We start from the raw sequence: 23,842 nt of genomic DNA on the forward strand, positions 1-23,842 counted from the left end.
TTGGCAGAGGTATTGATGAAAATGAATCAATTAATGCCGGATATAAGTTGGGTCAGCAGAAAGCCACCTACAATTACTTGGCAGGACACTATGGCTTCTTGGGTCGGTTGTTGATTCCTCCCTTTGCTAGCAAAAATCATCGTGCTTTCCATTTATTATTAGCAGCATTACCAACGGTAGGTATTTGGTTTGCAGCGATGGGTGTATGTTCGATGGCATTTAATATCAATGGATTGAACTTTAATCATTCCATCTTAGATAGTCGGGGTGAAGTAATTAGAACCGACGCTGATATGCTGAACCGTGCCAATCTTGGTATAAATGCAATGCACGCCCCTAATGTTCATAATTTTCCTTTGGTTCTGTCTAGCGGTCAACCTATTCCAGTTTCCTAAATTCAGTTTTGATAAATCTGCAAAAATCTGCGATCGCTGTAAAATCTAACAGACCCTCGTCAAGTGTCTCCAAATGAACTTGTAAATTCGCAGTATCTCCAAGGCTATTCATTGATGTCTGTTTGTCAATGATTTTTATGATCTTTTTGGTGCTGAACAATGTTATTTCTGTTGAAAACCCTCCTGGCTGGGACACTATTAACCCGCAGATCCCTTAGTGCAGATCAAGCGGTTCTAGTTGCGATCGCACTGCCTACAGCTAGGGGTGCTTGCATCTTTCAGGCTAAGGTTTCTGCATCTGCTATTGGTGAAGCATTAAGTATTTTTGCTAGTTTGAGTAAGTAAGTTTTAATTGTAATAGTATTAATCTACCAATATTAGTCATAAAGCTACTTCAATAGCAAGGAGGGGTGGCATGGAACCTGTAGAAGTGAAAACTACAGAAGGCGTTCATGTTGAGATAAATCCTAATGCAATTTCTGAAATAGTAGAAGTAGAAGAAGAACAGCCAGGATTTTTATTTTTCCCTGGAAAAGAAGCAGAGTATGAAATCCACATGATGGACAAAGAAGTGTACCGGGTTACTCAAGAAGAACATAACAAATTGAGAAATTCCTCACAGTGAGTTTTGAATCTAGCCCCATCAGGAACAGATTCAGATTATCAAGCATTTGTCAATAATTCATAGGGCACAAAAGTTAGTTAAGTACGGACTCTGGTTGATTTGCTTCTAACCAGTTAAATAAATCTGCGATCGCTAGTGATTCTCAATTTAAAATTAAGCGATCGCGGTTTGTTTAGTGGCAAATATTTCCAGTTTGTTTCTCTATGGGTTGATTGAAGGGCGATAGTCAGACTTTATAATCCGTAACCAATGGCGTAGGCGTAGCCCGTCGTAGACATCGCATTACAATTCATACTTTTTAGCTGTCTAACCCGATTTTGAAGTTAGATAAAAAACTTCAGGAAAATGTGAGGAGATAGAGAAGCTTTGAACTAATCCTCACAAGTTCCTCAAATTATTGACATATAAGTAAAGCTATAGCAATTCTGAATCATTCGTAAACTTATTTCATTATGTTCTTGGCGCTCTTGGCAGTTCGATAAAGCCATTCTGGCTACAGGCGATCGCCATAGTCAAATCCTCTCCTGTAGAAAAATGAGGGGGAAATCATTAAAAGCTTGTTTTACCCATTATTACAAACTTTGAATAGCAAAAAATTGAAAAACTAGCGAGGCTGTAAAATGTTTTTTATCTCTGATTTATGTGATTTATACGAAAAAATTTTAGACGAAAGAGTGAAAGAGGTGCAAATATCTCTAAAGAGTACAATGCAAAAGATATGCAGATGGTTTCAAGAATATAAAAATTGGCCAGATTGGGGCTTGAGTATATTATGTATCACATTGGCATTATTGATTGCATTTCTTTGGGATTATCTGAAGATTTATGAATTTGGCGCATGTTTTCAGGGATTCCTCAAGAATAATCTCAAGATTTGCTTTGATCTACTAGGCATGAAAGATATTTCGGGTGATATACAGAAGCGAATATCCAGGTTTATTCTGCTGCAAATATTCCTTCTTGGATTTGTTTTTTCTTTATTATTTTTGTTTTTAAAATTTTCTATAAGGCTCAAGGTAATCCGATTATTTATATTTTTCCTATTAGGTTTTTTAGCTGTAAAATATTTTGATATAATCAACAAATCAATTACAACAAATAAAAATTGGATTTTTCCAGAAAACTATCTTTTAGTAGATTATTTATATACATTTGATGCTGGAAAATTTCTTTCGCTGATAACAATTATCATTCTTGTTACTGTTTTATATCTTTTACATCGCTGGCTATCGAGCTCTCCCGGAATAATTATCCAACCATTTGGTTTTGATGATGAAAATCAGAAAGATAGTTTACGTGAGAAACAATCGATTGCCGATCAGCTAACTGCGGAACTACATCAAATTTCTCACATTCATAATTTTCTTGAAGATGGAAAACTAAAAGTACGATCTAGCTCTTCCCTTTTAGCTGTTTGTAGAGAAGATATAATTTTTCCTTTAGGAGAAATCAATGGAGAAAAATTAGAAAATACTCTTGAGGAATTAGGAACAGTTACTGTATCTGGAGGGACATCACTACAATTAGGTAAACTATTGCTGGCTTTACGGCAGTTGTGGCTCAGGGATCTGTGCAAGTCATCACTGGAACTATTGTCCAAAAACAAAATTCCCCTTTAGAAATAGCAGCTCGCTACCAACAAACCACTCATATTTCCGAAGTCCATGCTTACAAAATAACTCAAAAACTTCAAGATTCTAATAAAAAATCTGACCTATCTGACATGATAAAAGAGCTTGCCTACCGAATTGCTCTTGATTTATCGCAAAAAGCATTATCAACTCATAGTTGGGAAGCATTTAAGTTTTTTACTGAGGCACTGCATCAGATATGTCATTATGAAAGAACTAAATCTATTAACGATCTCAATAAAGCTAAAAAGTTATGTCTTGATGCTAAAAAATATGATATAAATTATATCAAAATTGGAGAAATGTTAAGTTTAATAGGACTTTGCTATTTAAGTATAGACCAATACAAGGATGCAAAAAATGCTCTTTATGAGGCAATGCAAATAAGTCCTAATAGTCCTTCTATTCTCACCGTATATGGAACTCTAGATTATTATTTAGGTGAATATGAACAAGCGCTTAAGCACTATAAACATGCAAAAGATTTAAAGCCAGATAGCTATGAAATTCAGATTAAAATTGGCATTATCCAAGCTATTCATGGACAATATGTTGAGAGTCGAAAAAATTTTTTAGAATCTAGATTACTAGAATGTGATAATCGTGCTGCTCGGAGTGCGCTTGCTTGGCTTGATTTTCTGTGTCATTTGGATGAATTAAAAAATGGAACCGAAAGAAAAGCTAATTCTAGGTTAGAAAAAGCTTATAAGGGATTGGATAAAATAATAAGGTCACGGGATATCACTAACATTGACTATGGTAATCTCGCTATTGTCTTATTATATAAAGGCGGAAAAGAAAATGTTAAAAATGCTTATGAAAATTGGCGAAAAGCATTTCAATCATGTCCAAATAGGACAACTTCTGACAAAATAAAGCATATATTTTATGAGCTACTCGTTAGGAGTGAAACTATTGATCGGACGGGAATTATAGATCAGAAGTTGAGTGAACTCAATCAGCTTCTACAGAATCAAATATTGCATCAAGAAGTTTTGCCACATGCCGTTATCAGTGATATTTTGAAGAATGCAAAGATTATATGGAAAAAATGCATGGACAATATGAAAAATACAGAAGCTGAAAAATTATTGATCAGCAGAATTCTGACAAACTCTATAATATTTAACTTGAAGTATGAAAAAATAGAAATCTCAGGCTCTGAGATGATATTTGACTTCACCTATGAAGAAATAGAAATATTAGACTCTGAAAGTTATGAGGCATGTTTCCCTGCTGAAGAGCATAGACAATTAGAATTATTCATGAGAAAGCTTATTGTATTTTTGGAGCGGAGTAAAAACAGCAAAAACCTGTGTTCCCATAATCCAATTTTTTCCTCTGAGGGCTAAAGCCGCACTCTTTCTAAACATCTCTGGTGGAAAACTTGCAATACGCTGTCACCAATATATCCGGTACGCAATATATTTCCAAGCACTCAAACGCAAGTTAACAAATAGGCGTTGCATAATAGTGTCAGAGATTCTCTGCTGTTACTCCCGCCAAACCTCATTAACAACACTCCCATCAACACCAACTAATTGAATATGCAAAGGCATTTGCCCCGCCGCATGAGTTGAACAACTCAAACAAGGGTCAAATGCTCGAATTCCTGCCTCAACTCGGTTTAACATACCTTCAGGAATTTCTGAGCCGTGAATAAAATGTCGGGCAATTTGAGCTACTGTGCGATTCATCGCTAAATTATTCTGACCTGTGGCAATTATTAAATTTACTTTCTGAAGTAACCCATTTTCATCAACTTGATAATGGTGAAATAATGTACCCCGTGGTGCTTCACTACAACCAACTGCTTCTAATCGGTTAATGGCAGCATCAGCCCGCAATTTGGTAGACATTAAATCTGGGTCATCTATGATAATTTCTATGCGTTCAATGCAAGCTAAAATTTCAATTAATCGGGCGTAATGATAGAAAAATGATGATGTAACTGTGCCTTTACCTCTATCTCGAAATTCTCTCAATTCAGCATCAGCTAAAGGTGTACCAATATGACTGCAAATATTCAAACGCGCTAAAGGTCCTACTCGGTAAATACCGCTATCGAGACTACAATAGTCGCTTTGGTCAGGATAACCCAAAGGACGATAGTAGGGAGACTTTAAATAAGAATCTGGTTGAACTGCTTCACCGATAAATTCTTGATAATTAGTTGGGTCGAGTTTATCAGCAATAATATTCCCGGCGCTATCTACAAAGCGAATATGTCCGTCGTAGTACTCCCACAAACCATCGGCAGTGACTAAACCCATAAATAAGCTAGGAAAATTCCCAAAGGTTTGTACTTCTTTTTGATAATCATGAAGTAAGTTTTTAAATCTACCTAGTGCATCTAAGATTGTGGCGCGTGCTTCTGGGATGCGATTTTGAATATGAGTACGTCCTTCTGGGGATAAAGGTTCGCGGACACCACCAGGAATCGCCCATGATGGATGTATTTTTCGTCCTCCCAATTGTTCGATAATTTCTTGTCCAAATTGACGTAAGCGAATTCCGCCACGCGCTAGTTCTGGTTCGGCTGCAATTAAGCCAAATACATTGCGTTTTTGAGGATCGCTATCCATTCCTAATAATAAATCTGGGGCGCTGAGGTGGAAAAAACTCAGGGCGTGGGATTGAATAATTTGTCCCAAATTCATCAAACGGCGCAGTTTTTCGGCAGCTTTAGGAATTGTCACCGCAAGAATGCGATCGCCAGCTTTGGCAGAAGCTAATAAATGACTCACCGGACAAATTCCACAAATCCGCGCCGTAATTCCTGGCATTTCCCAAAGCGGACGACCTTCACAAAACTTTTCAAAACCACGAAATTCTGTGACATGAAACCGAGCATCGCTGACTTGTCCGTTATCATCCAAGTAAATAGAGATTTTGGCGTGTCCTTCAATGCGGGTAACGGGGTCGATAATGATTTTTTGAGACATAAGCCTCTCTTTTAGGTGGTGAGTTGTTATTTTTTGGAGCTAGTATTCTTAGTCCAATTACGGGCAAGATTAAATAATGAATCACCGGACAACTGCCGCAAATTCACGCAGTAATTCTTGGCATTTTCCAAAGAGAACAACCTTGCTATATTAGGTTTTGATCTCAAAATTACTAGCTAAAATACGCATAATTGGCTCCTTTAGCCAAGGCGACCAAAAAGCATAGCAAACAAGGTCTTCAGTATGTTTTTCTGAAAGTTTCCTAGCTCGTTCGATGAAAGGATCGTTCAAGCTAACTGTCCATTTACTCAGTTCGGTATTCTGGATATTGAACATCTCAACTCCAACTACATCCGTAAACACAAGTGTTAAATCTTTTTCATCATCAGTCTCAAAATGAACATATAGCGTTCCTTTAACTAAAGATATTTCGCCAATTCGCCCATCTACTAACTGGAAAATTGCCGATTTTTCAGATGATTTTATTGAATCTTTTGAATCTATTAAATCTTTCATTATGTTTGTATCTTTCCCTCCTATTGCTTACTATTTAAGTGAGCAAGTTAATATATTTCTGAGCTTAGCCGCTACACCAGTTGTCATAAATTTCTTTGGCCTCTGGATATTCATTACAGTATTCTTCAAAAGCAGTTGTTACAACTTTCTCTGCTCGTTGATGTGCAATCTCAGCTTGTAATTCCTCGATTGCATCCCAAGCAGCGGCACATTCTTTTGAGCGAATACCTTTCTCGGCGCAAACAGTACGAGTTTGTTTAATTTCGTCCTCAAGCTGTTCTTCTAGTAGAATAGTATGGGGTTTTTCAAGAAAGTTACTATTAGCGAGAATGTCAACCAGGGAAATGATACCCAGTAGTTTGCCCTGAATAACAGGCGCTCTCTGCAAATTATGGTCAGCAAATAATCGTGCTACATATTCTAAACCTAGATCGGGATTGACAACGATACAAGGCTTGGTCATTACTTCATAAACACGCACTTTAGAGGGATCTTTATCATAAGCAATCACTTTATAGACAATATCTTTTTCGGTAATAATTCCGTAGGCATCTTGTTCATGGCGACGATCTACAACCAACGCTTTCCAGTCCCTTGCCCTTAAAAGTTTGACTGCTTCAGTTACCGTTGCATAACTGCGAATCGTAGCAACATCTTTAGTCATAATGTCAGATGCTTTCAACATAATGCTCTCCAAATGTATAATGAAGCTGACGCAAGACGGATTTCATCAATTTAATCATCTTAATATTGAGAATAGATTCGTTCCCAATATTTAAGGTGTATATGAAAAACTGATATTTGAAATATGAATTGATTTAATTTGGTTTAAGTTGCAATACTTTATAACTTACCAAAACAAATCTTGTTTGCAGTTTGAATTAACAGCTAAAAATGTGAGCTTTCTAAATGGTGTTGTGATTGATTAGCCCTGGTATGCAGCCGCATCCACTTAAAAGCAGTAATGTTTAATAATAAACCCACAAAAAATAACAAGACCATCAAGGCTATCTGATACCAGAGAACTGGCTGAACAAATAAATCTAAAACCAGATGTAGTAAGTTCATGATGCTGTAAAAGACAGTTAAACCAAAATGAATGGTTCGGTAACGCTTGGAATCGGTAAAAGCAGTAACGATAATTCCGAGCATTGGTAGCACAAAAAAGCCCAGCATCAACCACATGATTCCAGAAATATCATTGAGATTTGTTGCTTTTTGAGATTCGACAACAGATAAGTCGTGAAAAAGTGGCATTAATCCTAGTTGTGTATGAAACAGTATTCCTAGCAGAAATGCTGTCCAAAGAGCAATAATTCTTTCTCGATAATTAACTGCCATAATTGCTTCCCAAATTATTTTGGAATTACCTTACTTTCAATTTAGATAAAGAATTTGAGTAACTTGTGAGGTTTAACCAAACTTAATAAATTCACGTCCTTCTAAGTGTGGTTTTTCTCCTCTTAATAGTGGCGCTAGTACTGCTTTAATTTGAGTTGCTGAAGGTGGGCAGCCTGGTAAGTATACATCAACTTTGACTATTGTATGAACTGGTATCACCCGATTTAATAAAGTTGGTACAATACCAGGTTCATGGGGAATTTGACCATGAATATCCACTGCTTCGATGTAACAATGCTGAAGAACAGGTTCGGCACTACCTAAAGGGTTGCGTAAGGCAGTAACATTCCCAGTGACAGCACAATCGCCAAAGGAAACAAGAATTTGCGATCGCTCTCTGACTGTGTGAATCATTTGCAGGTGTTCTTCATTCGCAATTGCACCTTCAACTAATACCACGTCCACTCCTTGGGGATATTCTTTGGTATCAACAAAAGGACTAAAAACTAAATCTACTTGGGCTGCTAAATCAATCAGCCATTCGTCCAAATCGAGAAAAGACATGTGACAGCCAGAACAGCCGCCTAGCCAAACTGTTGCTAATTTTAAACGAGCCATTTTCTTTTTTTGAGGTGATTGAATTTTGACCTTAGTACTCAGGATTTCAATGCAACTTCTTGCCACTCCTGTACGATATATTGAGGGATTGAAAGATTGATAAAGTGTTGTCTACCTAGAGGTATACCAATCAATAAACCTTCATTTGGCAATTGAGGTAAAATATCCTTGAAGTCATACTGACCGATAGTTGGTGCTGGTGCTTCATCTAGAAAAATATCGGCAGCAGTCAATACTTTACCTGTATCGCTAGTAATTTTCAAGGGTAAGGGATGGGCTAGCTCCTGAGAGCCAGGGAACCCTACTAATCGGAGATTTATTGAAGATATTTGATTGTTATTAGAATGAATTTGCTTAAATAAGATCACCTGCCAATAATTTCCCAATTCATCATTTAATTTTTGCTGTGAGCGATATACTATTTCTTCTGGCGCATCTTCTAATTTAATCACAGCAGCAATCACCGTTTTAGATGTGAACGTTGCTAAACCCAGGTATATATATATTGTTAATATTCCCAGCAATAGAAACCACCAAATAGTTTTTAAAATGCGGCGTAACATGAGATTTACCTCGTTGTGATAATGTAGTTAAACCAGCCATTGTTGCTTCTCTCGTGCTGTAACTATAAAATCAAGTTTGGCGCGATGTCTTGCGACAAGCCACTTCGTGTCTACGCGTTTCATTTCACCAACGCTTGATCCTTTGTCAAAAAGCGCACCTGTCGGACAAGCATTAACGCATTTGCCACAAGAAGTACAAGTGTCTGAGGTTCCCCAAGGCTGATTTAAATCAGTGATTACATGAGAATTTGTCCCCCTACCCGCCATATCCCAGGTGTGCGCTCCCTCGATTTCGTCGCAAACACGGACGCAACGAGTGCAAAGAACACAACGGTTATGATCGACGCCGAAGCGATCGTGAGAAATATCGACTTTGCGATCGGGAAAATGGTAATCCAAACGCACATGATCCATACCCATTTCAATAGCTAAGTCTTGCAATTCGCAATTACCATTAGCTACACAAACCGAGCAAATGTGATTGCCTTCAACAAACAGCATTTCGATAATTGTGCGACGGTATTTTTGCAGGCGATCGCTATTTGTTTGAACTTCCATTCCTTCAGTAACTTTTGTCACACAAGCAGGTTGAAGTTTATTGCTGCCAGCAATTTCTATTAAACATAGCCGACAAGCCCCAACATCCCCAACCCCTTGCAGGTGACACAAAGTTGGAATGTGAATTCCTGCATCTTGGGCTGCTTGAAGAACGGTTTCTTCTTCGCGGGCGCTAACTAATTGATCGTTGATTGTTAAAGTTTTTACTGACATTTATAACCTCAGTATTTTTAAATAGCTATATCTTCAACGAAACTCAGCTTGCTCAACTGTGGCACAGAAGAATTCTGAGTAACGATGTGTGCCAAGCCACCAACCTGCACCCATCTGGGAAGGAATTGTAAATCCTCCAAATGTTTTTTCTTCCTGGTACTCTCCGCCAAATGGAATGTAAGTATAGCTACCATCTTCTGTTTGATCTCCCCAACGTGGCAGAGAAAGCTTTAGCAGTTTGCCGTTAGCATCTATAAACAGTGTCAGCGTTACAGGTTCATCATCAACTTTTAGACTAGCTTGGATAGTTTTGTCATCTATTGCTTTCCAACTTACGCCGCGCTGAGGTAGTAAAGCAGAAGGTAGCCAGAAAAATTCTCCTGCGAATCGTCCAATGCTAGAGCGAGTAATATCAGAATTGTGGACATTGACGAGGGGAACTAGTCCCCAAAGAGAGAACTGCATTCGACCAGATTTGTTGGTATAGCCATCGCTGCCGATCATTTGGAACAAACGACTACCAATACTTGCTTTCCAGACAAATCCTTTTGTTGAGAGAATTTCTGTAGCTTGCATCGGTATCCACGGTTTATCCTGCGCCATCCTAAAACTGCCACTCATTTCCAAGCTGACTGAGGAAGCAAGAGGAGTTCCTGGTGCAATGCTATGCAAAAAATAGCGTTGTACAGGCGCAGGTAATCCTGCAACCATATCTTTAGTAAAACGATTTCCTGTTGGCAATCCTTCGAGCGATCGCCAAATTCTATCAACTTCCTGTTCGTTCTTTACGCCGATAATAACTAGAATTATGAATGCGATCGCTAGCAATGCACCAATGCTCAAGAAAATTTTGGTAAACATTTGCTCACCTCCATCAAAAATGGAGTTTTTACTTAATCAAGGTTAAATACTCATCCCGAAAATACCGCAATGTACTAAATACCGGATTCGGCGCTGACTGTCCCAAACCGCACAAACTGGTATGTTTCACCATATCGCACAGTTCCTCTAACAGTTCCAAGTCAGCAAAGGATGCTTTACCTTCACTAATCTTTGTTAACAATTTGTACAACTGCACTGTACCAACTCGACAGGGAATGCACTTACCACAAGACTCATCCATGCAGAATTCCATGAAGAAACGGGCGACATCTACCATGTTGGTGCTTTCGTCCATGACAATCATGCCACCGGAACCCATCATCGAACCTAGTTGACTTAGAGATTCGTAATCTACAGGGGTATCAAACGCGGAAGCGGGAATACAGCCGCCAGAGGGGCCGCCTGTTTGCACTGCTTTGGCTGTACCGCCATCTGGTACATTACCACCCATCTCTTCGACGATTTGCCGCAGGGTTGTTCCCATTGGCACTTCTATAATGCCTGTATTTTGAATTTTCCCAGCTAGGGCAAAAACCTTCGTACCTTTACTTTTTTCTGTACCGATGCTGGCGAATACATCTGCACCTTTGCGAATAATCCAGGGGACGTTAGCGTATGTTTCAACGTTGTTAATTAAAGTTGGAAATCCCCATAAACCGCTCTCTGCTGGGTAAGGTGGACGAGGACTAGGTGTACCGCGTTTGCCTTCAATTGATGCCATTAAAGCGGTTTCTTCACCACAAACGTAAGCTCCTGCACCAATGCGTATATCAATCTTAAAATCAAAAGGAGAGTCAAAAATATTACTTCCTAATAAACCGAGGCGTTGGGCTTGGCGAATGGCAATTTGCAGCTGGTTAATGGCAACGGGATATTCGGCACGAATATAAATGTAACCTTGGTTAGCACCTACTGAGTATGCTGCGATCGCCATTCCTTCTAAAACCCGATGGGGATCGCTCTCTAAAACACTCCGATCCATAAATGCGCCGGGATCGCCTTCGTCAGCATTGCAGATGACAAATTTGCGTTCTCCCTTGGCTTTGGCAACAGTTGCCCATTTTACACCCGTGGGATAACCAGCACCACCTCTTCCCCGTAACCCACTGCGGGTAATATCATCGACAACTTTCGCAGGTGTCATCTCTCGGAGTACTTGATAAAGTGCCTGATAGCCATCAGCAGCAATGTAAGATTCAATGCGTTCCGGGTCAATTTTGCCACTGTTTTCTAGAACAATCGGCATTTGCTGGGTAAAAAATGGCTGAGTTAAATCACCTTTTTGAACTTTTGTTTCTCCACCATTAACAGCAGCGACAATTGATGGTGCATCTTCAGGGGTAACTTTTTCGTAAAGTGTCCCCAGACTTTCTGCCGTTTTCTCCTTGACTTCTACTAATGGCCCATTACAGCACAAGCGCATACAGCCAACGCCGATTACTTGCACTTGTTCTTCTAAATCGGCGGTAGTGACAGCTGCTTCTAAATGCTGTTTGACAGTTTGAGAATTGGCTGAGAGACACCCAGCTGCAACGCAACAGCGAATTTGCATAGGTAAACTTTCTTTTTGGGCAATTTCCTGTAATTCAGCTAGATCCATCTTTTAGCTGCCTCCTCTCCCATCATTGCTTTGGCTCTATCCTGAGGTTAGGGGAAAATATTGAGGAACTTGTGAGGAAATTAATTGGTAAGGAAAAAAGAGTATTTGTGTAAGTCTTGTGTTGATGTTATTGGGTTTATTTATTTTTAATTGTTTCTCCTAGTTCTTTAATTTCTTTAATTAAATCCTCTATAGTCAGCTGCCTTTGTTCATCTAAATTAGTTAGATGCCTTTGTTCATCTAAATATTTTGAGATAATTCTTACATCCTTTAACAAAATTTTTAATTTTCCTAGAGACAAAGAAGGTATATACTCATTAACAATAATATCTAAATAGCGTTTATTTTGATCAATAGCGAGTGGAGATGCTGAATTTTCTGTGTTTACCAGAGGTTGGATAACATTAGCTATATAGGCATAAAATGCCCACCATTCTTCATGGTTTTTCAATGCGATATCTGAAGCTTTTTTCCAAGCATAGTAAGCCTCTTTCCTGTTATTATCTATCTCTTTTTGGTTCCCCTTGCAGAAGCTTTTGTAACTTTTCACCCACTGTATTAAACCAAGATTCCAGTAAAGATAAGATTGACTATCAAGAGAGATATCAATAGCTTTTTCTATCTCTTTCACCGCTTTTGATAAATTTTCTGTTATTATTAATAGTTCATTTTTACAATTTTGCGCTAAGTTTTGAGTATTTAGATAATTCGCAATCTTGTCAAAAGCTTTTAATTGCTCTACAGCTTGAAAAAGGTAGGTTAAAGCTAAACCACTGTGGACTTGATGCAATTTCTGGGCATCTTTTAAGTATTTGTTAACATTGTTGGCTCTTGTAAATTTATCTTCAGCCTTGTTATAGTCGGCTAATGTATTGTCATCTCCGTATAAGTACATAAGTCCAAGATTATGGTAAGGTTCCCAGAAATGAGAATGCGAGAAATTATCATTTATTGTACAAGCCTTTTCATACTGTTCACACGCCTTTTTAAAATCTCCTTTCTGCAAATATACATTACCAAGACCATAGTAAGCAGAGGGAAAATCTCTATTTACTTTCTTAGCAAGCTGATATTGATTTATCGCATCGTCAAATTTTTTCTGTTTGTAATAGACATTTCCCAGTCCAATATAAGAATCTTGGCTTTTAGGATTAATTTTTAGGGATGACAGAAAAGCTCTTTCCGCTTTACAATATAATTCTTCCTTAAAATAAGCTGTGCCAATTTGATTGAAGAAGTTATCCAGCTTCTCATATTTTTTTTCTGCGTTGTATGCTTTTTGACAATTGTTATCGGCATTATCAAGATGTTCTCTATCTCCAGTTTGTTCATATTGATAATAACTATAAATTGCTTCAGTAAAAAACTTGAAACCTTCCCATGTTCGAGCAGTAATCTTTGGTGCTAAAGACATAGCAACCTTATAAGCTAGATCCTTAATTTTCTCAGTCATTGTATCTATCTGATAATTTTGCCACGTCACCTCCCAAGCCTTTACTTCATTTTGATCGTCTAATCGGACAACCAAACGAGTTGTCGAGCCGTAGTTTTGTAAGCTTCCAGAGATTGCCCTGTTCACACCTCCAAAAGGCCATAGCTGTTTGAGAATTAGAATTATTTTTCCAATGGATAAATTGGTTTTACCAGCTTCAAAAGTCGCAACATCAGTAAGATTGCTGTTTAGATTTTCTTGGGTGGAAGTTAACGGAGGAAAGTGAGGGTTTATCCTCTCTGACTTAATGTTTTCTTCTCCTGTCTTGATAATCTGAAACATTGTAGTGTGGATGTGATTAATTCTATGAAGTTCCTCAACTAATGAATCAGCGATTGCTTTACCCCGATTAGATTTTTCTTTTTCCCCGGTCTTGTTATCTTTTTCTTCAGGCGGTGATGTAGTTGTATCATCAAAGGGAAGAACTACTGTACTTCCTTTACTGCTGGAGAGCCAATTAAGTAAAATAGACACAACTCCAAATAAGAGGAGCAATCCAATAATATTCAATAGAGTAGCAACATAGTTTCTTAGTTCTTCTAGCTCGTTTGTTACATAAAAATTATTAGTATAATAAATTATATGTATTAAAGTAAAAGTTAAAATACCAATGGTGGATAAGATTATAAGAAATCCTAAGTTACTAAATAGAAATATAACAAATTCATATATTATTTTTGGGAATTTACGTATCTGTGATGCAGATTTATATATATGGTCTGCCCATTGTTCTTGTCGGATTCTTTTCAAATAATTTTTAATATTATTTAGATGTTTTTTAAGCCATAAATCAAGTTTACTATATTTACTACGATAGAAATAAATCAAGGTCGAAAATACATACAATACTCCAACAACAATCGGACTTAATATAATTATTAAATAATAAGGTTTAATATATTTATTCCAAAAGCTTATAATAATATCTTTTAAAAAAGGAATATGCGGATCTTTTCTATGCTTTCCAATAGAGCTTTTAATTTCTTTTAACCATCGGTCAGCTAACAATTTTCTACTTATTTTTAATGCTTTAGCATCGTCATCTGTCACGGTGACGATAATTTTAGTTCCTGCCATAATATTGTTATTATCATATCCTTCCTCAACTTTAATAGAATCAATTGGAATTGAATAGGTTTCAGCAATATCTTTAATATTTTCAGTAATGATTTTGGCTCGTTGGTCAGGAGTAAATGAATCGAGTTTTTCTTTAATAATAAAGAGTTCTTGATCGTCTAAGCAGACAACACCGCTCTTCTGGCATGAATTAGTTGTTTGGGAGTGAGCAGATAGGGGTAATAAAATAGTAAGGGATGCTACTAATACAAAAGTGATAATGAAAGAAAAATATTTACTAAATTTCATAACTGACCATCCTAACTTATTAGTGAGATTTGAATTACAGGAGGAATGTATTTAAGGATTTTGATTTACATTTCCTCCCGCAGATTTTTTAAATTTTGATGTTATCTAAAGAGGAAATTGAATATTAAGAGTGGGGCGATCGCTCTTTTCCCTCTAGCCAGTCTTTAATGCGATCGCACACTAATTCAGGAGTTTGATTACCTAAAACAGTGCCGTCAAATACTATAGCAGGTGCAATTCCACAAGCGCCTAAACATCTGGCTGTTAACAGTGAAAGTTCTCCATTGGGGGTTGTTTCGCCAGCATGAATTTTGGTAGTGTTTTCTACGGTTGCTAGTAAATTTTCTGCACCTTTGACGTAACAAGCTGTACCCGTACACACGACACAAGTATGTGCGCCTTTTGGTGCGAGAGAGAAAAGATGATAAAAAGTTGCTACGCCATAAACACGACTAGGTGGTAGTTTCAAGCTGTGGGCGATGTAGTGTAACAAGTCATTTTCTAAATAACCGAAAAGTTCTTGGGCTTTATGCAATACTTCTATCAGTGCATCCTGCTGATATTGATGGCGCTTCATGGTTGCATCAAGTATTTTGAAGCGTTTATCACCGCTCGGATGCTCTTTTAGGGGATTTTTNNNNTTGACTGTGTGAGAGTCCATGCTGGTATTTTAAATATAATGTGCGATCGCAAGATGCCTGCTAAAGTTTTACCTGGGCTTATATCGTTATAGATCAACAATTTGAGGAAGTTGTGAGGTTATATCAAGAAGGGGTAGGGGTTCAAAAAGGGCGATCGCTACTGTCACGGTTTCGCCCACCATTGCTTGATAGTTTGGGTTCAGAACACAAGTCCATTTGTTCAGAACACAAGTCCATTTGTTCGGAACACAAGTTTGTTGGTTCAGAACACAAGTCCATTCGTTCAGAAGCGATCGCTTGACTTTTAAGACAGTTGCACAAAGAGCGATGTCTACGACGGTCACTGAGCGCAGCCTAAGTGCGGGCTACGCATACGCACTTGTCTGTGAAGTACCATAGAGCTAGATTCTTAAGGAGTACAAATATGACTCCAGTATCGAATTGGAGTAGCAATGAAAGCACTTAAAGTCATGGCAACGATTAATGAGCAAGGACAACTAACCTTAGATCATCCTCTCATAACGAATAAAAATAGCCGCGTAGAAGTTATTATTCTAATTTCAGAAGACGAAGTTCTAGATGATCAATCTCAAATAGAAGTTTTAGCAGATTTCCGGCAAGCTTGGCATGAAGCCATGACTGGGCAAACTATACCAGTGGCTCAACTTTGGGAAGGGCTTGAAAATGACTGATCAGCCTTTCATTCAAGTTGAAGCTTCGCCAACGTTCAACCGAAATCTACGCGCTCTTGCCAAGAAGTATCGCAGTATTCGGAATGATATACAACCCGTTATCGAACAACTTGAACAGGGAGAGTTGCCAGGAGATCAAATACCTGGAGTTGGTTATGCAGTCTTCAAGTTAAGAGTCCGAAATAGTGACATTCAAAAAGGTAAAAGCGGTGGCTATCGTCTGATTTACTACGTTAAGACAGCAACGGGAATTATTTTGCTGACTGTTTATGCAAAATCTGAACAAGTCGATATTGCCGCAGATGACATTCAGAGCATCATTACAGAATATGAGCAAAGGGCGATCAAAGATAAAGAGGATATCTAAACCAAGCATACTAGCTGCCGCTCAACTTAGCCGTTAGAAGCCGACCAGAAACGCGTAGGCGTAGCCCGCACTTCTCTACGTTCGCGCAGCGTGTCGCAGACAGACGCTCCAGCTTGCTTCCCCGGAGGGGTACGCCTGCGCTCAGTGACCGCCGCAGGCATCGCCTAAAATAAAAACAGAATTTGTTATGCATCAAGTAATCATTTCTGCCCTCACCACTGAACCCTCAGCAGTAGGATGAATACGAAAGCCCAGCTTTTCGCAGACTCTTCGCATTGCAGAATTTTCAGCTAGAATTTCGGCACTAATTAGCGTTAAATTTTCATCACGCCCTACTTGCAGCAATCTTTTGAGTAACTCAGTTCCTAAACCTTGACATTGGTAGCGATCGCTAACTAACATTGCAAATTCAGCTTCATTTGTACCGTGCAATTTACTGAGTCTACCAATAGCTAAAAGTTCATGTTCTTCCGTTTCTGGATTTTGATAGTCTGCTACCAGTGCCATTTCTCTGTCATAATCAATGAAACATAGGCGCGTGAGTCGTTCGTGAGCAATGCGTTGACTCAGTTTAATCAAGTGGAAGTAGCGGAAAAAAACGCTTTCTTCAGATAATGTCTTATGTAACTTAATCATTAAAGGTTCGTCTTCTGGGCGAATGGGACGAATTGTTACTTCGATGCCATTCCGCGTTGTCCAAGAGGAAACGTACTGTGTGGGATAAGGGCGAATTGCTAGTTTTGGTAATTGTGCTTCAGTGATATCTAAGTTATGAAGAACAATCCGCGCATCAAGTGCAACTAAAGAGTTTTGGCTGATTTCTTCTGCCTTTACCAAAAGCGGATTAATATCAATTTCTTTAATTAGGCGTTGCTCGACTACAAGCTGGCTAAAGCGTACTAAAAGCTGTTCTAAAGCTTCCAAATTAACTGCTTTTCTACCTCTAACTCCCTGTAGTGCTTTGTAAATTCGGGTTTGTTCCATCATCCGCCGTGCCAAAGTAGTATTTAATGGCGGAAGTCCCAAGGCTTTATCTTGAAATACTTCTACTAACTGTCCACCTGTGCCAAATAGTAAAACTGGGCCAAATTGAGCGTCAATGCTACTACCAAGAATCAATTCATAGCTGTTTCTCAAATCTATCATTGGCTGGACAGTGACACCAGCAAAAGAATTTGCGCCAACTTTGGCAGTTACAGATGATGCGATCGCATTATAAGCCTCATGTACTGCATCAGCATTGTGTAAATTCAAATGCACCCCGTCCACATCAGTTTTATGGGTGATGGTTTGAGAAAATACTTTTAAAACTACAGGATAACCAATTTCCTCTGCTAGTTTAACTGCCTCCTCAGCATTGGTTGCTATCTGCGTTGCTACTGTCGGAATACCGTAAGCAGCCAGAACTTGCTTTGATTCCACTTCAGTCAGTAAAGTTCTACCAGCTTGACGTGCTTGTTGAATAATCGTCTCTGCAATGGTGCGATCGCAAATGTCTGCATTATCGGGAAGTACAGGGGTTTCATACAAAGCACGCAGGTTATAAGTATAACGCCACATATAATTGAATACATGGGCTGCCATATCGGGAAAAGGGAATGTCGGAATTAAAGCTTGGTTGAGAATTTCTGCACCTGCTTCCACATCTGCATCGCCCATCCAACTCGCAAGTACGGGTTTACCGATTTGAGCTAATGGTTTTAGTTGATACGCTGTTTGTGTAGGGTCAGTCATTGCTTGCGGTGTGAGAATCGTCAAAAATCCATCACTATTTGGGTCTTTCGCAATAATTTCTAACGCTTTCGCATAACGGATGGGATCAGCATCTCCAAGTAAGTCAATTGGGTTATTGTGACTCCATTGGGGTGGCAACAACTGGTTCAGCGCTTCATAGGTTTCTTTTGATAATTCTGCTAATTCACCTCCATCGGTAATCAAAGCATCAGCCGCCAAGACTCCGGGCCCGCCTGCATTGGTAATAATTGTCAGTCTTGGCCCTTTGGGACGCGGTTGCTTTGCCAGTACCTCTGCCATGTCGAACAAGTCAGCAATACTCTTAACCCGTAAAACCCCACTCCGGCGAAATGCGGCATCAAATACGGCATCACTACCTGTCAATGCACCTGTGTGGGAGGCTGCGGCTTTGGCTGCTGCTGCTGTCCGTCCAGCTTTGATGACAATAATTGGTTTTGTCAGCGCTACCTCTCGTGCCGCCGAGAGAAACGATCGCGCATTTCCAATTGACTCCATGTAAATAACAATGCTTTCAGTATGCGGGTCATCACTGAGATAATCAATCAAATCGCCCCAACCCACATCCAGCATTGAACCAATGGAAATAAAGGCACTAAAGCCCACATTCTCGTGAAAACTCCAATCTAAAATTGCTGTACACAATGCCCCACTTTGGCTGATAAAGCCAACCTTACCAGGCAAAGCCATACTCATACTATTGGCAAAGGTGGCATTCAAACCAGTATGGGGATTCATTACACCTAAACAGTTGGGGCCAATCAGCCGCATTTTGCCCCGGCGCACTTGCTGGAGTACTTGCTGTTCTAATTCTGCCCCAACAGTGCCAATTTCCTTAAACCCAGCAGAAAGAACGATCGCTCCCTTAACTCCTACATCGACACATTCACCAATTACACTAGGAACTGTCAGGGCAGGTGTGGCTACAATTACTAAATCTACTGGTTCTGGCACAGCCGCAATATTTGGGTAAGCTTTGATCCCAAGAACACTATGTCGTTTGGGATTAACTGGAAATACCGTGCCGCCAAATGGATGGCTGATGAGATTCCAGAGGACAGTTCTACCGACACTATTTTCACGTTCGCTAGCACCAATTACGGCAATGCTTTTAGGCGCAAATATGGCATCTAAAGGTTGATGCTGGGTACGTAAAATATCATAGGCGCGATCGCTTCCCAATTGCATAATTTTTTACTCCCGTTGCTTCTTCACTGACGTTGGATATTTTGGATAGGATGGTCAAACACAACCGTCGGTGTCTGTCGCACAATCCACTTACGTAATTCATCTGCCATCAAAATCAACGGTGGACAAATTAGCAACAGCAACAACTGAGAAGGCTGTAAAGCCGCAGTTGCAAAGATTTTCTGCAACGTTGGAGAGTAAATAATCGCCAAAATCAACGCCCACTCAATCCCAATCCCCAACCAAATGAAACGGTTTGTCAAGAAACCCAATCTAAAAATTGAAACTCTTTCAGAACGACAAGCAAAAACGTTGCCATCTTGACAGGCGACAATTACCGCTAAAGTTACAGTTGTCGCCTGATGGTAAATTGCCATTGTGGTAGCGCTTGCTGATTGCGAAAGAATACTGGAACTCACCGCTTGCAATTGGGTAATTCCATAACCATTTGCCCACCAAACTAAGAAAAAGCCCGTCATCCCAGCTAAACCTTCGAGTAATCCTAAGAAACAATAAGCACGCAGCATCAGAGGTACATCAAGTAAGGTTTGAGACTTTTTGCGCGGTGGTTGGGTCATGATGCCTTTTTCTGGACGTTCTGCACCTAATGCCAGCGCTGGAATCATATCGGTTCCTAAGTCAATGGCCAAGATTTGCAGAATTACTAAAGCTGGAGGTACTTTTAAAAAGACCATTGCCAGAAATGGCAGAAACTCTGCCATGTTTGATGCCAGAATGTAAGTAATAAACTTGCGGATATTTTGATAAACTGCCCTTCCTTGCTCGATGGCGATGACGATAGTTGCAAAGTTATCATCAACCAAAACAATATCTGCGGCTTCACGGGCAACATCTGTACCATTTTTGCCCATTGCAATGCCGATATTAGCAGCACGTAACGCCGGGGCATCATTGACGCCATCGCCAGTGACGGCGACTACATGACCTAACTTTTTATACGCTTGTACAAGTCTTAATTTTTGTTCAGGCATCACCCGTGCAAACACTAAGCCTTGTTGATGTTTGTGTAATATTTGTCGGAGTTGAGCTTCTGAAAGATGCCCTAATTTTTCACCTGTAATAACTCTGGGTTTACCATTGAATTTCTCATTAATCAAACCAATTTTTTCAGCGATCGCAGCTGCCGTCAACCCATAATCACCTGTAATCATTGTGACTTGAATACCTGCACGATGACAAAGTGCGATCGCATCTGCAACTTCTTTTCGAGGTGGATCGATCATGGCTACAAGTCCGATAAATATCAGGTCTTCTTCTAGGGCAGCATTTTCTTGTTCCCGTAATTCTGTACCACCTTGTCTTGTCGCCACACCCAAAACCCGATAGCCAAGGCTAGCAAGTTGATCGTTTGCCGTCTCCACCTCTGCGCGTTCTGGTGCTGTTAGTTCCTGTTGCTGTCCGTCGCGTAAAATAAACTGAGAATGTTGCAATACATCTAAAGGTGCACCTTTGGTAAATATCTGTAGTGCATTTTCAGTCTTTTGTGTCGGTTGAGCAAATTCTAGACTACTTGCAAGTAACACTGTCATCATCCGGCGGTGAGAATCAAAAGGTACTTCTCGCAATCGTGGTACTTGGTGCTGCAAATCCTCCAATTTAAAACCAGCTTTAATTGCCACAACCAACAAAGCTGCTTCGGTGGGATCTCCTAATACTTGCCACTGACTCGAACCTGGGGGATGGTTTAAGCGTGCATTTGAGCAAAGTGCTGCACCTGCTAATAGTAATCTGACTTGGGGTTCACACTCAAAATTTGTAATTTCGACTTCACCTTTTGGTTCGTAACCCACACCTGTAACATTAATCTTTGCACCAGGAATCCACAACTTGCGGACAGTCATTTCATTTTTAGTTAAAGTTCCTGTTTTGTCAGTGCAAATAACTGTTGTCGCACTCAACGTTTCCACTGCTGAAAGACGACGTACCAATGCGTTTTCTTTGGCCATTCGCTTCACACCAATTGCCAAAGCAAGACTAACTGTTGGTAACAACCCTTCAGGTACAAAAGCCACAATAATCCCAATGCCAAAAATGAAGCTTTCTTTGATTCCCATACCCACCAAAAAATTAGTGAGTAAAAACACAACCACGCCCATGCTGATGGCAATAATTGTAATGATGTGAACCACCCTAGAAATTTGCACTTCTAAGGTGCTGGCTTCACGTTTGACGTTAGCAGTTAGATGTGCGACTTGGCCAAATTCTGTATGCGTACCCGTAGCATCAACCACAGCCAATCCCCGGCCTGCGGCAACAGTGGAACCTGCGAATACTAAGTTAGTCGCATCTAAAGCACGGAGATTTTCTGTAGCAACGGGTTCAGAAGACCGAGGAACGGGTAGAGATTCCCCAGTTAAAATCGAAACATCGACATACAACGATTGGCTTTCCACCAGTCGCGCATCAGCAGAGATTTTATCTCCTTCCTCTAACTGAATTACATCCCCTGGAACTAACTCGCGTGCAGGGATAGTACACAGCGTACTGTCACGATAAGCTTTTACTTGGTTAGGTAATACTTGTTTTAATGCAGATAATGCCTTTTCTGCTTGAAATTCTTGCCAGAAACTAAAAATTGCATTAATCCAAATTACTGCCCAGATAGCCCAACCTAATTCCGGGGTTTGAGAAATAAAAGCTAAAGTTCCTGCTACCCATAATAACAGCGCCATAAAGTGGGTTAGTTGGTCAATAAAGCGCAGGATTAAAGGGCGGGTTTGCGGTTCGGGTAGTTCGTTGTAACCATGTTGTTTGAGGCGTAAATTAGCTTCAGATTCGCTTAGTCCTTGGGGAGTTGTGATTAAGTTTTTGTAGACTTGTTGAGAGGTAAGTGACCAAATTTGATGATTTTCATTCATAACTGTATGTAATTAAATTGAGGAAAATTCTTTGATTACCTACCAAGAATGTAAAGCTCTGAGTTGAGGCGTTTTTTTCATTTGGTGTGCTTGCATTCTTACCAACACATCATCTACAATTGTCACTGCATCAGCAATATATGCTCCTTTATTCAACATGACACATTCTGCACGTTCGGCCATTGCCACATCGGTGATTTCGGCTCGTGAAGGAATACCATGTTTAACTAGATTTTCTAAAACCTGAGTCGCCCAAATTACAGGTATATGGGCTGCTTCACACAACCACAAAATTTCTTCTTGAATTTCAGCCAAACGTTGATAGCCAATCTCAACAGCAAGATCGCCTCTAGCAATCATGATTCCAAAAGGTTGTACACCAGCTGCTTGCACAATTAACTCTGGTAGATTGCGAACGGCTTTAGGTGTTTCAATTTTAGCGATAATGGCAGGTATTTCTATATTATCGGGTAAGCGATGTCTACGACGGGCTACGCCTACGCGTAATTCTTGTTGCAAAAGCGCAATATCGCCCGCTTCTTGAACAAAGGAGTAGCCGACAATATCTGCATGATGGGCGATAAAGTTCAAATCTTGCCGATCTTGATCAGTAATTGGACTTAGACACAGTTCTGTATCTGGAAAGTTCAAACCTTTATCAGCAAGCAGCTTGTCACCTTTAGATCGGGCGTGTACAATTTGCAGCATTACACCTGTAGGCTCAATGGCACAAACACGCGCCCCAATGTGGCCATCATCAATCCAAACTGTTGCACCTACCTGTAATTGGTCTAAAACTTCTGGGATAGAACAACTTGCCTGGAAATAGTCACGGTGAATCTGAGTTGGAATTTCACGGGTTAATAGTAAATGATCTCCTCTAAATATGCGTTCCTGGTCATTGGGACTGATTACCCCTTCCGTCCGAGGTTTAGAGCCACCTAAATCCATCAAGACTTTACAAGCACGTCCTGTTTCTACCTCGGCTAGTCGGATATTCACAATCATCGCTAACCATTCACTTGAGGAGTCATGAGCGCAGTTAATTCGCATACAGTCACATCCTCGCTGGATCAAATCCTTGACTAACTCATAGTTACTTGCAGCTTCGGTTGGTAATGTAACCATGATTCGCACTCGGCGATCGCTTGATGATATCCCAAATAAATCTTCAGTATGCTGTTGCAGCAGACGTTCACCTTCAAAGAATGCCGCCAGTGGTGGACGTTGGGTTAATGACTGATCAAAAGGCTGACAAATTGCTGCCAATGTTGCAATCACAGCATCTAAGTTAGGTAAAACTCGTGCTTCAATCCGACCCAGAGAGGATAGACCCCAAGGCATCAAAGCCGTTTGCAGAAAGCGTAAATCATGGCGACGCAAAGCTAGGTAGTAAGCTAAATTCAAACTGCTATCAATAAAAGCTGGACGTTGAATATGCGATCGCCATTTGTCAAAAATTGCCTGTCCTTCTTGATAAACGGTGGTACGAAGTTCTCGCAATGCAGTCAGCAAATTTTCAGGTCCTGATAGATCGGCTGCTAAATTTGGGGTTTGTAAGCTAGAGTTTGGCATATAA

Annotated in this window: 21 protein-coding genes and 1 pseudogene; 7 read left to right on the forward strand and 15 right to left on the reverse strand. The window is 39.8% G+C overall.

The window, feature by feature from the left end; genetic code table 11:
* Positions 1-5 precede the first annotated feature (5 nt).
* The 5 genes and pseudogenes from QUD05_RS08090 to QUD05_RS08110 all read left to right on the forward strand — a co-directional run.
* Positions 6-395 (forward strand): annotated as a pseudogene (locus QUD05_RS08090) (photosynthetic reaction center family protein); the annotation flags it as partial.
* Between the two features lie 159 nt (positions 396-554).
* Positions 555-740: a hypothetical protein gene (locus QUD05_RS08095; protein ID WP_289795611.1), complete on the forward strand. Its 186-nt coding sequence runs from the start codon at positions 555-557 to the stop codon at positions 738-740.
* A gap of 70 nt (positions 741-810) precedes the next feature.
* Positions 811-1,020: a hypothetical protein gene (locus tag QUD05_RS08100; protein ID WP_289795612.1), complete on the forward strand. Its 210-nt coding sequence runs from the start codon at positions 811-813 to the stop codon at positions 1,018-1,020.
* Positions 1,021-1,640: 620 nt separating this feature from the next.
* Positions 1,641-2,639 (forward strand): hypothetical protein, encoded by a 999-nt coding sequence (locus QUD05_RS08105; protein ID WP_289795613.1) that lies wholly within the window; start codon positions 1,641-1,643, stop codon positions 2,637-2,639.
* Positions 2,576-4,003 (forward strand): tetratricopeptide repeat protein, encoded by a 1,428-nt coding sequence (locus tag QUD05_RS08110; RefSeq protein ID WP_289795614.1) that lies wholly within the window; start codon positions 2,576-2,578, stop codon positions 4,001-4,003. Before QUD05_RS08105 ends, QUD05_RS08110 begins: the two co-directional genes overlap by 64 nt.
* Before the next feature lie 141 nt (positions 4,004-4,144).
* Here QUD05_RS08110 and QUD05_RS08115 read toward each other — a convergent pair whose 3' ends face one another.
* The 12 genes from QUD05_RS08115 to QUD05_RS08170 all read right to left on the reverse strand — a co-directional run bounded on the left by QUD05_RS08115 (position 4,145) and on the right by QUD05_RS08170 (position 15,729).
* A complete protein-coding gene (locus QUD05_RS08115; RefSeq protein ID WP_289795615.1) occupies positions 4,145-5,596 on the reverse strand; it encodes a Ni/Fe hydrogenase subunit alpha in 1,452 nt (483 codons plus the stop codon).
* A gap of 150 nt (positions 5,597-5,746) precedes the next feature.
* Complete coding sequence (locus QUD05_RS08120) at positions 5,747-6,112, reverse strand: hypothetical protein (protein ID WP_289795616.1); 366 nt, start codon at positions 6,110-6,112, stop codon at positions 5,747-5,749.
* Between the two features lie 64 nt (positions 6,113-6,176).
* Complete coding sequence (locus QUD05_RS08125) at positions 6,177-6,797, reverse strand: CBS domain-containing protein (RefSeq protein WP_289795617.1); 621 nt, start codon at positions 6,795-6,797, stop codon at positions 6,177-6,179.
* A 203-nt stretch (positions 6,798-7,000) separates the two neighbouring features.
* Positions 7,001-7,453, reverse strand: coding sequence for a hypothetical protein (locus tag QUD05_RS08130; protein ID WP_289795618.1), 453 nt, complete (start codon positions 7,451-7,453; stop codon positions 7,001-7,003).
* A gap of 72 nt (positions 7,454-7,525) precedes the next feature.
* Complete coding sequence (locus tag QUD05_RS08135) at positions 7,526-8,071, reverse strand: NADH-quinone oxidoreductase subunit B family protein (RefSeq protein WP_289795619.1); 546 nt, start codon at positions 8,069-8,071, stop codon at positions 7,526-7,528.
* Between the two features lie 38 nt (positions 8,072-8,109).
* On the reverse strand, positions 8,110-8,634 hold the full coding sequence (locus QUD05_RS08140; protein ID WP_289795620.1) for a DUF3122 domain-containing protein: 525 nt from the start codon (positions 8,632-8,634) through the stop codon (positions 8,110-8,112).
* 27 nt (positions 8,635-8,661) lie between these two features.
* The gene (hoxU, locus tag QUD05_RS08145; RefSeq protein ID WP_289795621.1) at positions 8,662-9,405 is read right to left on the reverse strand and encodes a bidirectional hydrogenase complex protein HoxU; all 744 of its coding nucleotides are present in this window, start codon (positions 9,403-9,405) and stop codon (positions 8,662-8,664) included.
* Positions 9,406-9,438: 33 nt separating this feature from the next.
* Positions 9,439-10,266, reverse strand: a complete 828-nt coding sequence (locus QUD05_RS08150) for a DUF6920 family protein (RefSeq protein ID WP_289795622.1) — start codon at positions 10,264-10,266, stop codon at positions 9,439-9,441.
* A 28-nt stretch (positions 10,267-10,294) separates the two neighbouring features.
* Complete coding sequence (locus QUD05_RS08155) at positions 10,295-11,887, reverse strand: NuoF family protein (protein ID WP_289795623.1); 1,593 nt, start codon at positions 11,885-11,887, stop codon at positions 10,295-10,297.
* 136 nt (positions 11,888-12,023) lie between these two features.
* On the reverse strand, positions 12,024-14,744 hold the full coding sequence (locus tag QUD05_RS08160; protein ID WP_289795624.1) for a tetratricopeptide repeat protein: 2,721 nt from the start codon (positions 14,742-14,744) through the stop codon (positions 12,024-12,026).
* 124 nt (positions 14,745-14,868) lie between these two features.
* The gene (gene hoxE, locus QUD05_RS08165; protein WP_289795625.1) at positions 14,869-15,405 is read right to left on the reverse strand and encodes a bidirectional hydrogenase complex protein HoxE; all 537 of its coding nucleotides are present in this window, start codon (positions 15,403-15,405) and stop codon (positions 14,869-14,871) included.
* Between the two features lie 66 nt (positions 15,406-15,471).
* Positions 15,472-15,729: a hypothetical protein gene (locus QUD05_RS08170; RefSeq protein ID WP_289795626.1), complete on the reverse strand. Its 258-nt coding sequence runs from the start codon at positions 15,727-15,729 to the stop codon at positions 15,472-15,474.
* A gap of 108 nt (positions 15,730-15,837) precedes the next feature.
* Between QUD05_RS08170 and QUD05_RS08175 the strand changes: the two genes are divergently transcribed.
* Complete coding sequence (locus tag QUD05_RS08175) at positions 15,838-16,077, forward strand: type II toxin-antitoxin system RelN family antitoxin (RefSeq protein ID WP_289795627.1); 240 nt, start codon at positions 15,838-15,840, stop codon at positions 16,075-16,077.
* Complete coding sequence (locus QUD05_RS08180; protein ID WP_289795628.1) at positions 16,070-16,444, forward strand: type II toxin-antitoxin system RelE family toxin; 375 nt, start codon at positions 16,070-16,072, stop codon at positions 16,442-16,444. The genes QUD05_RS08175 and QUD05_RS08180 overlap by 8 nt, the downstream gene beginning before the upstream one ends.
* Before the next feature lie 192 nt (positions 16,445-16,636).
* Here the strand turns inward: QUD05_RS08180 and QUD05_RS08185 are convergent, their stop codons facing one another.
* From QUD05_RS08185 to QUD05_RS08195, 3 genes are read right to left on the reverse strand one after another with little or no spacing between them, the layout of a single operon-like run.
* Complete coding sequence (locus QUD05_RS08185) at positions 16,637-19,384, reverse strand: bifunctional acetate--CoA ligase family protein/GNAT family N-acetyltransferase (RefSeq protein ID WP_289795629.1); 2,748 nt, start codon at positions 19,382-19,384, stop codon at positions 16,637-16,639.
* Between the two features lie 23 nt (positions 19,385-19,407).
* Positions 19,408-22,263 carry a cation-translocating P-type ATPase gene (locus QUD05_RS08190; protein ID WP_289795630.1) on the reverse strand — a complete coding sequence of 952 codons (2,856 nt, stop codon included), beginning with the start codon at positions 22,261-22,263 and terminating at the stop codon, positions 19,408-19,410.
* A gap of 39 nt (positions 22,264-22,302) precedes the next feature.
* Positions 22,303-23,838 carry a pyruvate kinase gene (locus QUD05_RS08195; protein WP_289795631.1) on the reverse strand — a complete coding sequence of 512 codons (1,536 nt, stop codon included), beginning with the start codon at positions 23,836-23,838 and terminating at the stop codon, positions 22,303-22,305.
* Between the last annotated feature and the right edge of the window lie 4 nt (positions 23,839-23,842).

The sequence above is a fragment of the Nostoc sp. GT001 genome (genome assembly GCF_030382115.1).
In the GTDB taxonomy this organism is placed as follows: domain Bacteria; phylum Cyanobacteriota; class Cyanobacteriia; order Cyanobacteriales; family Nostocaceae; genus Nostoc.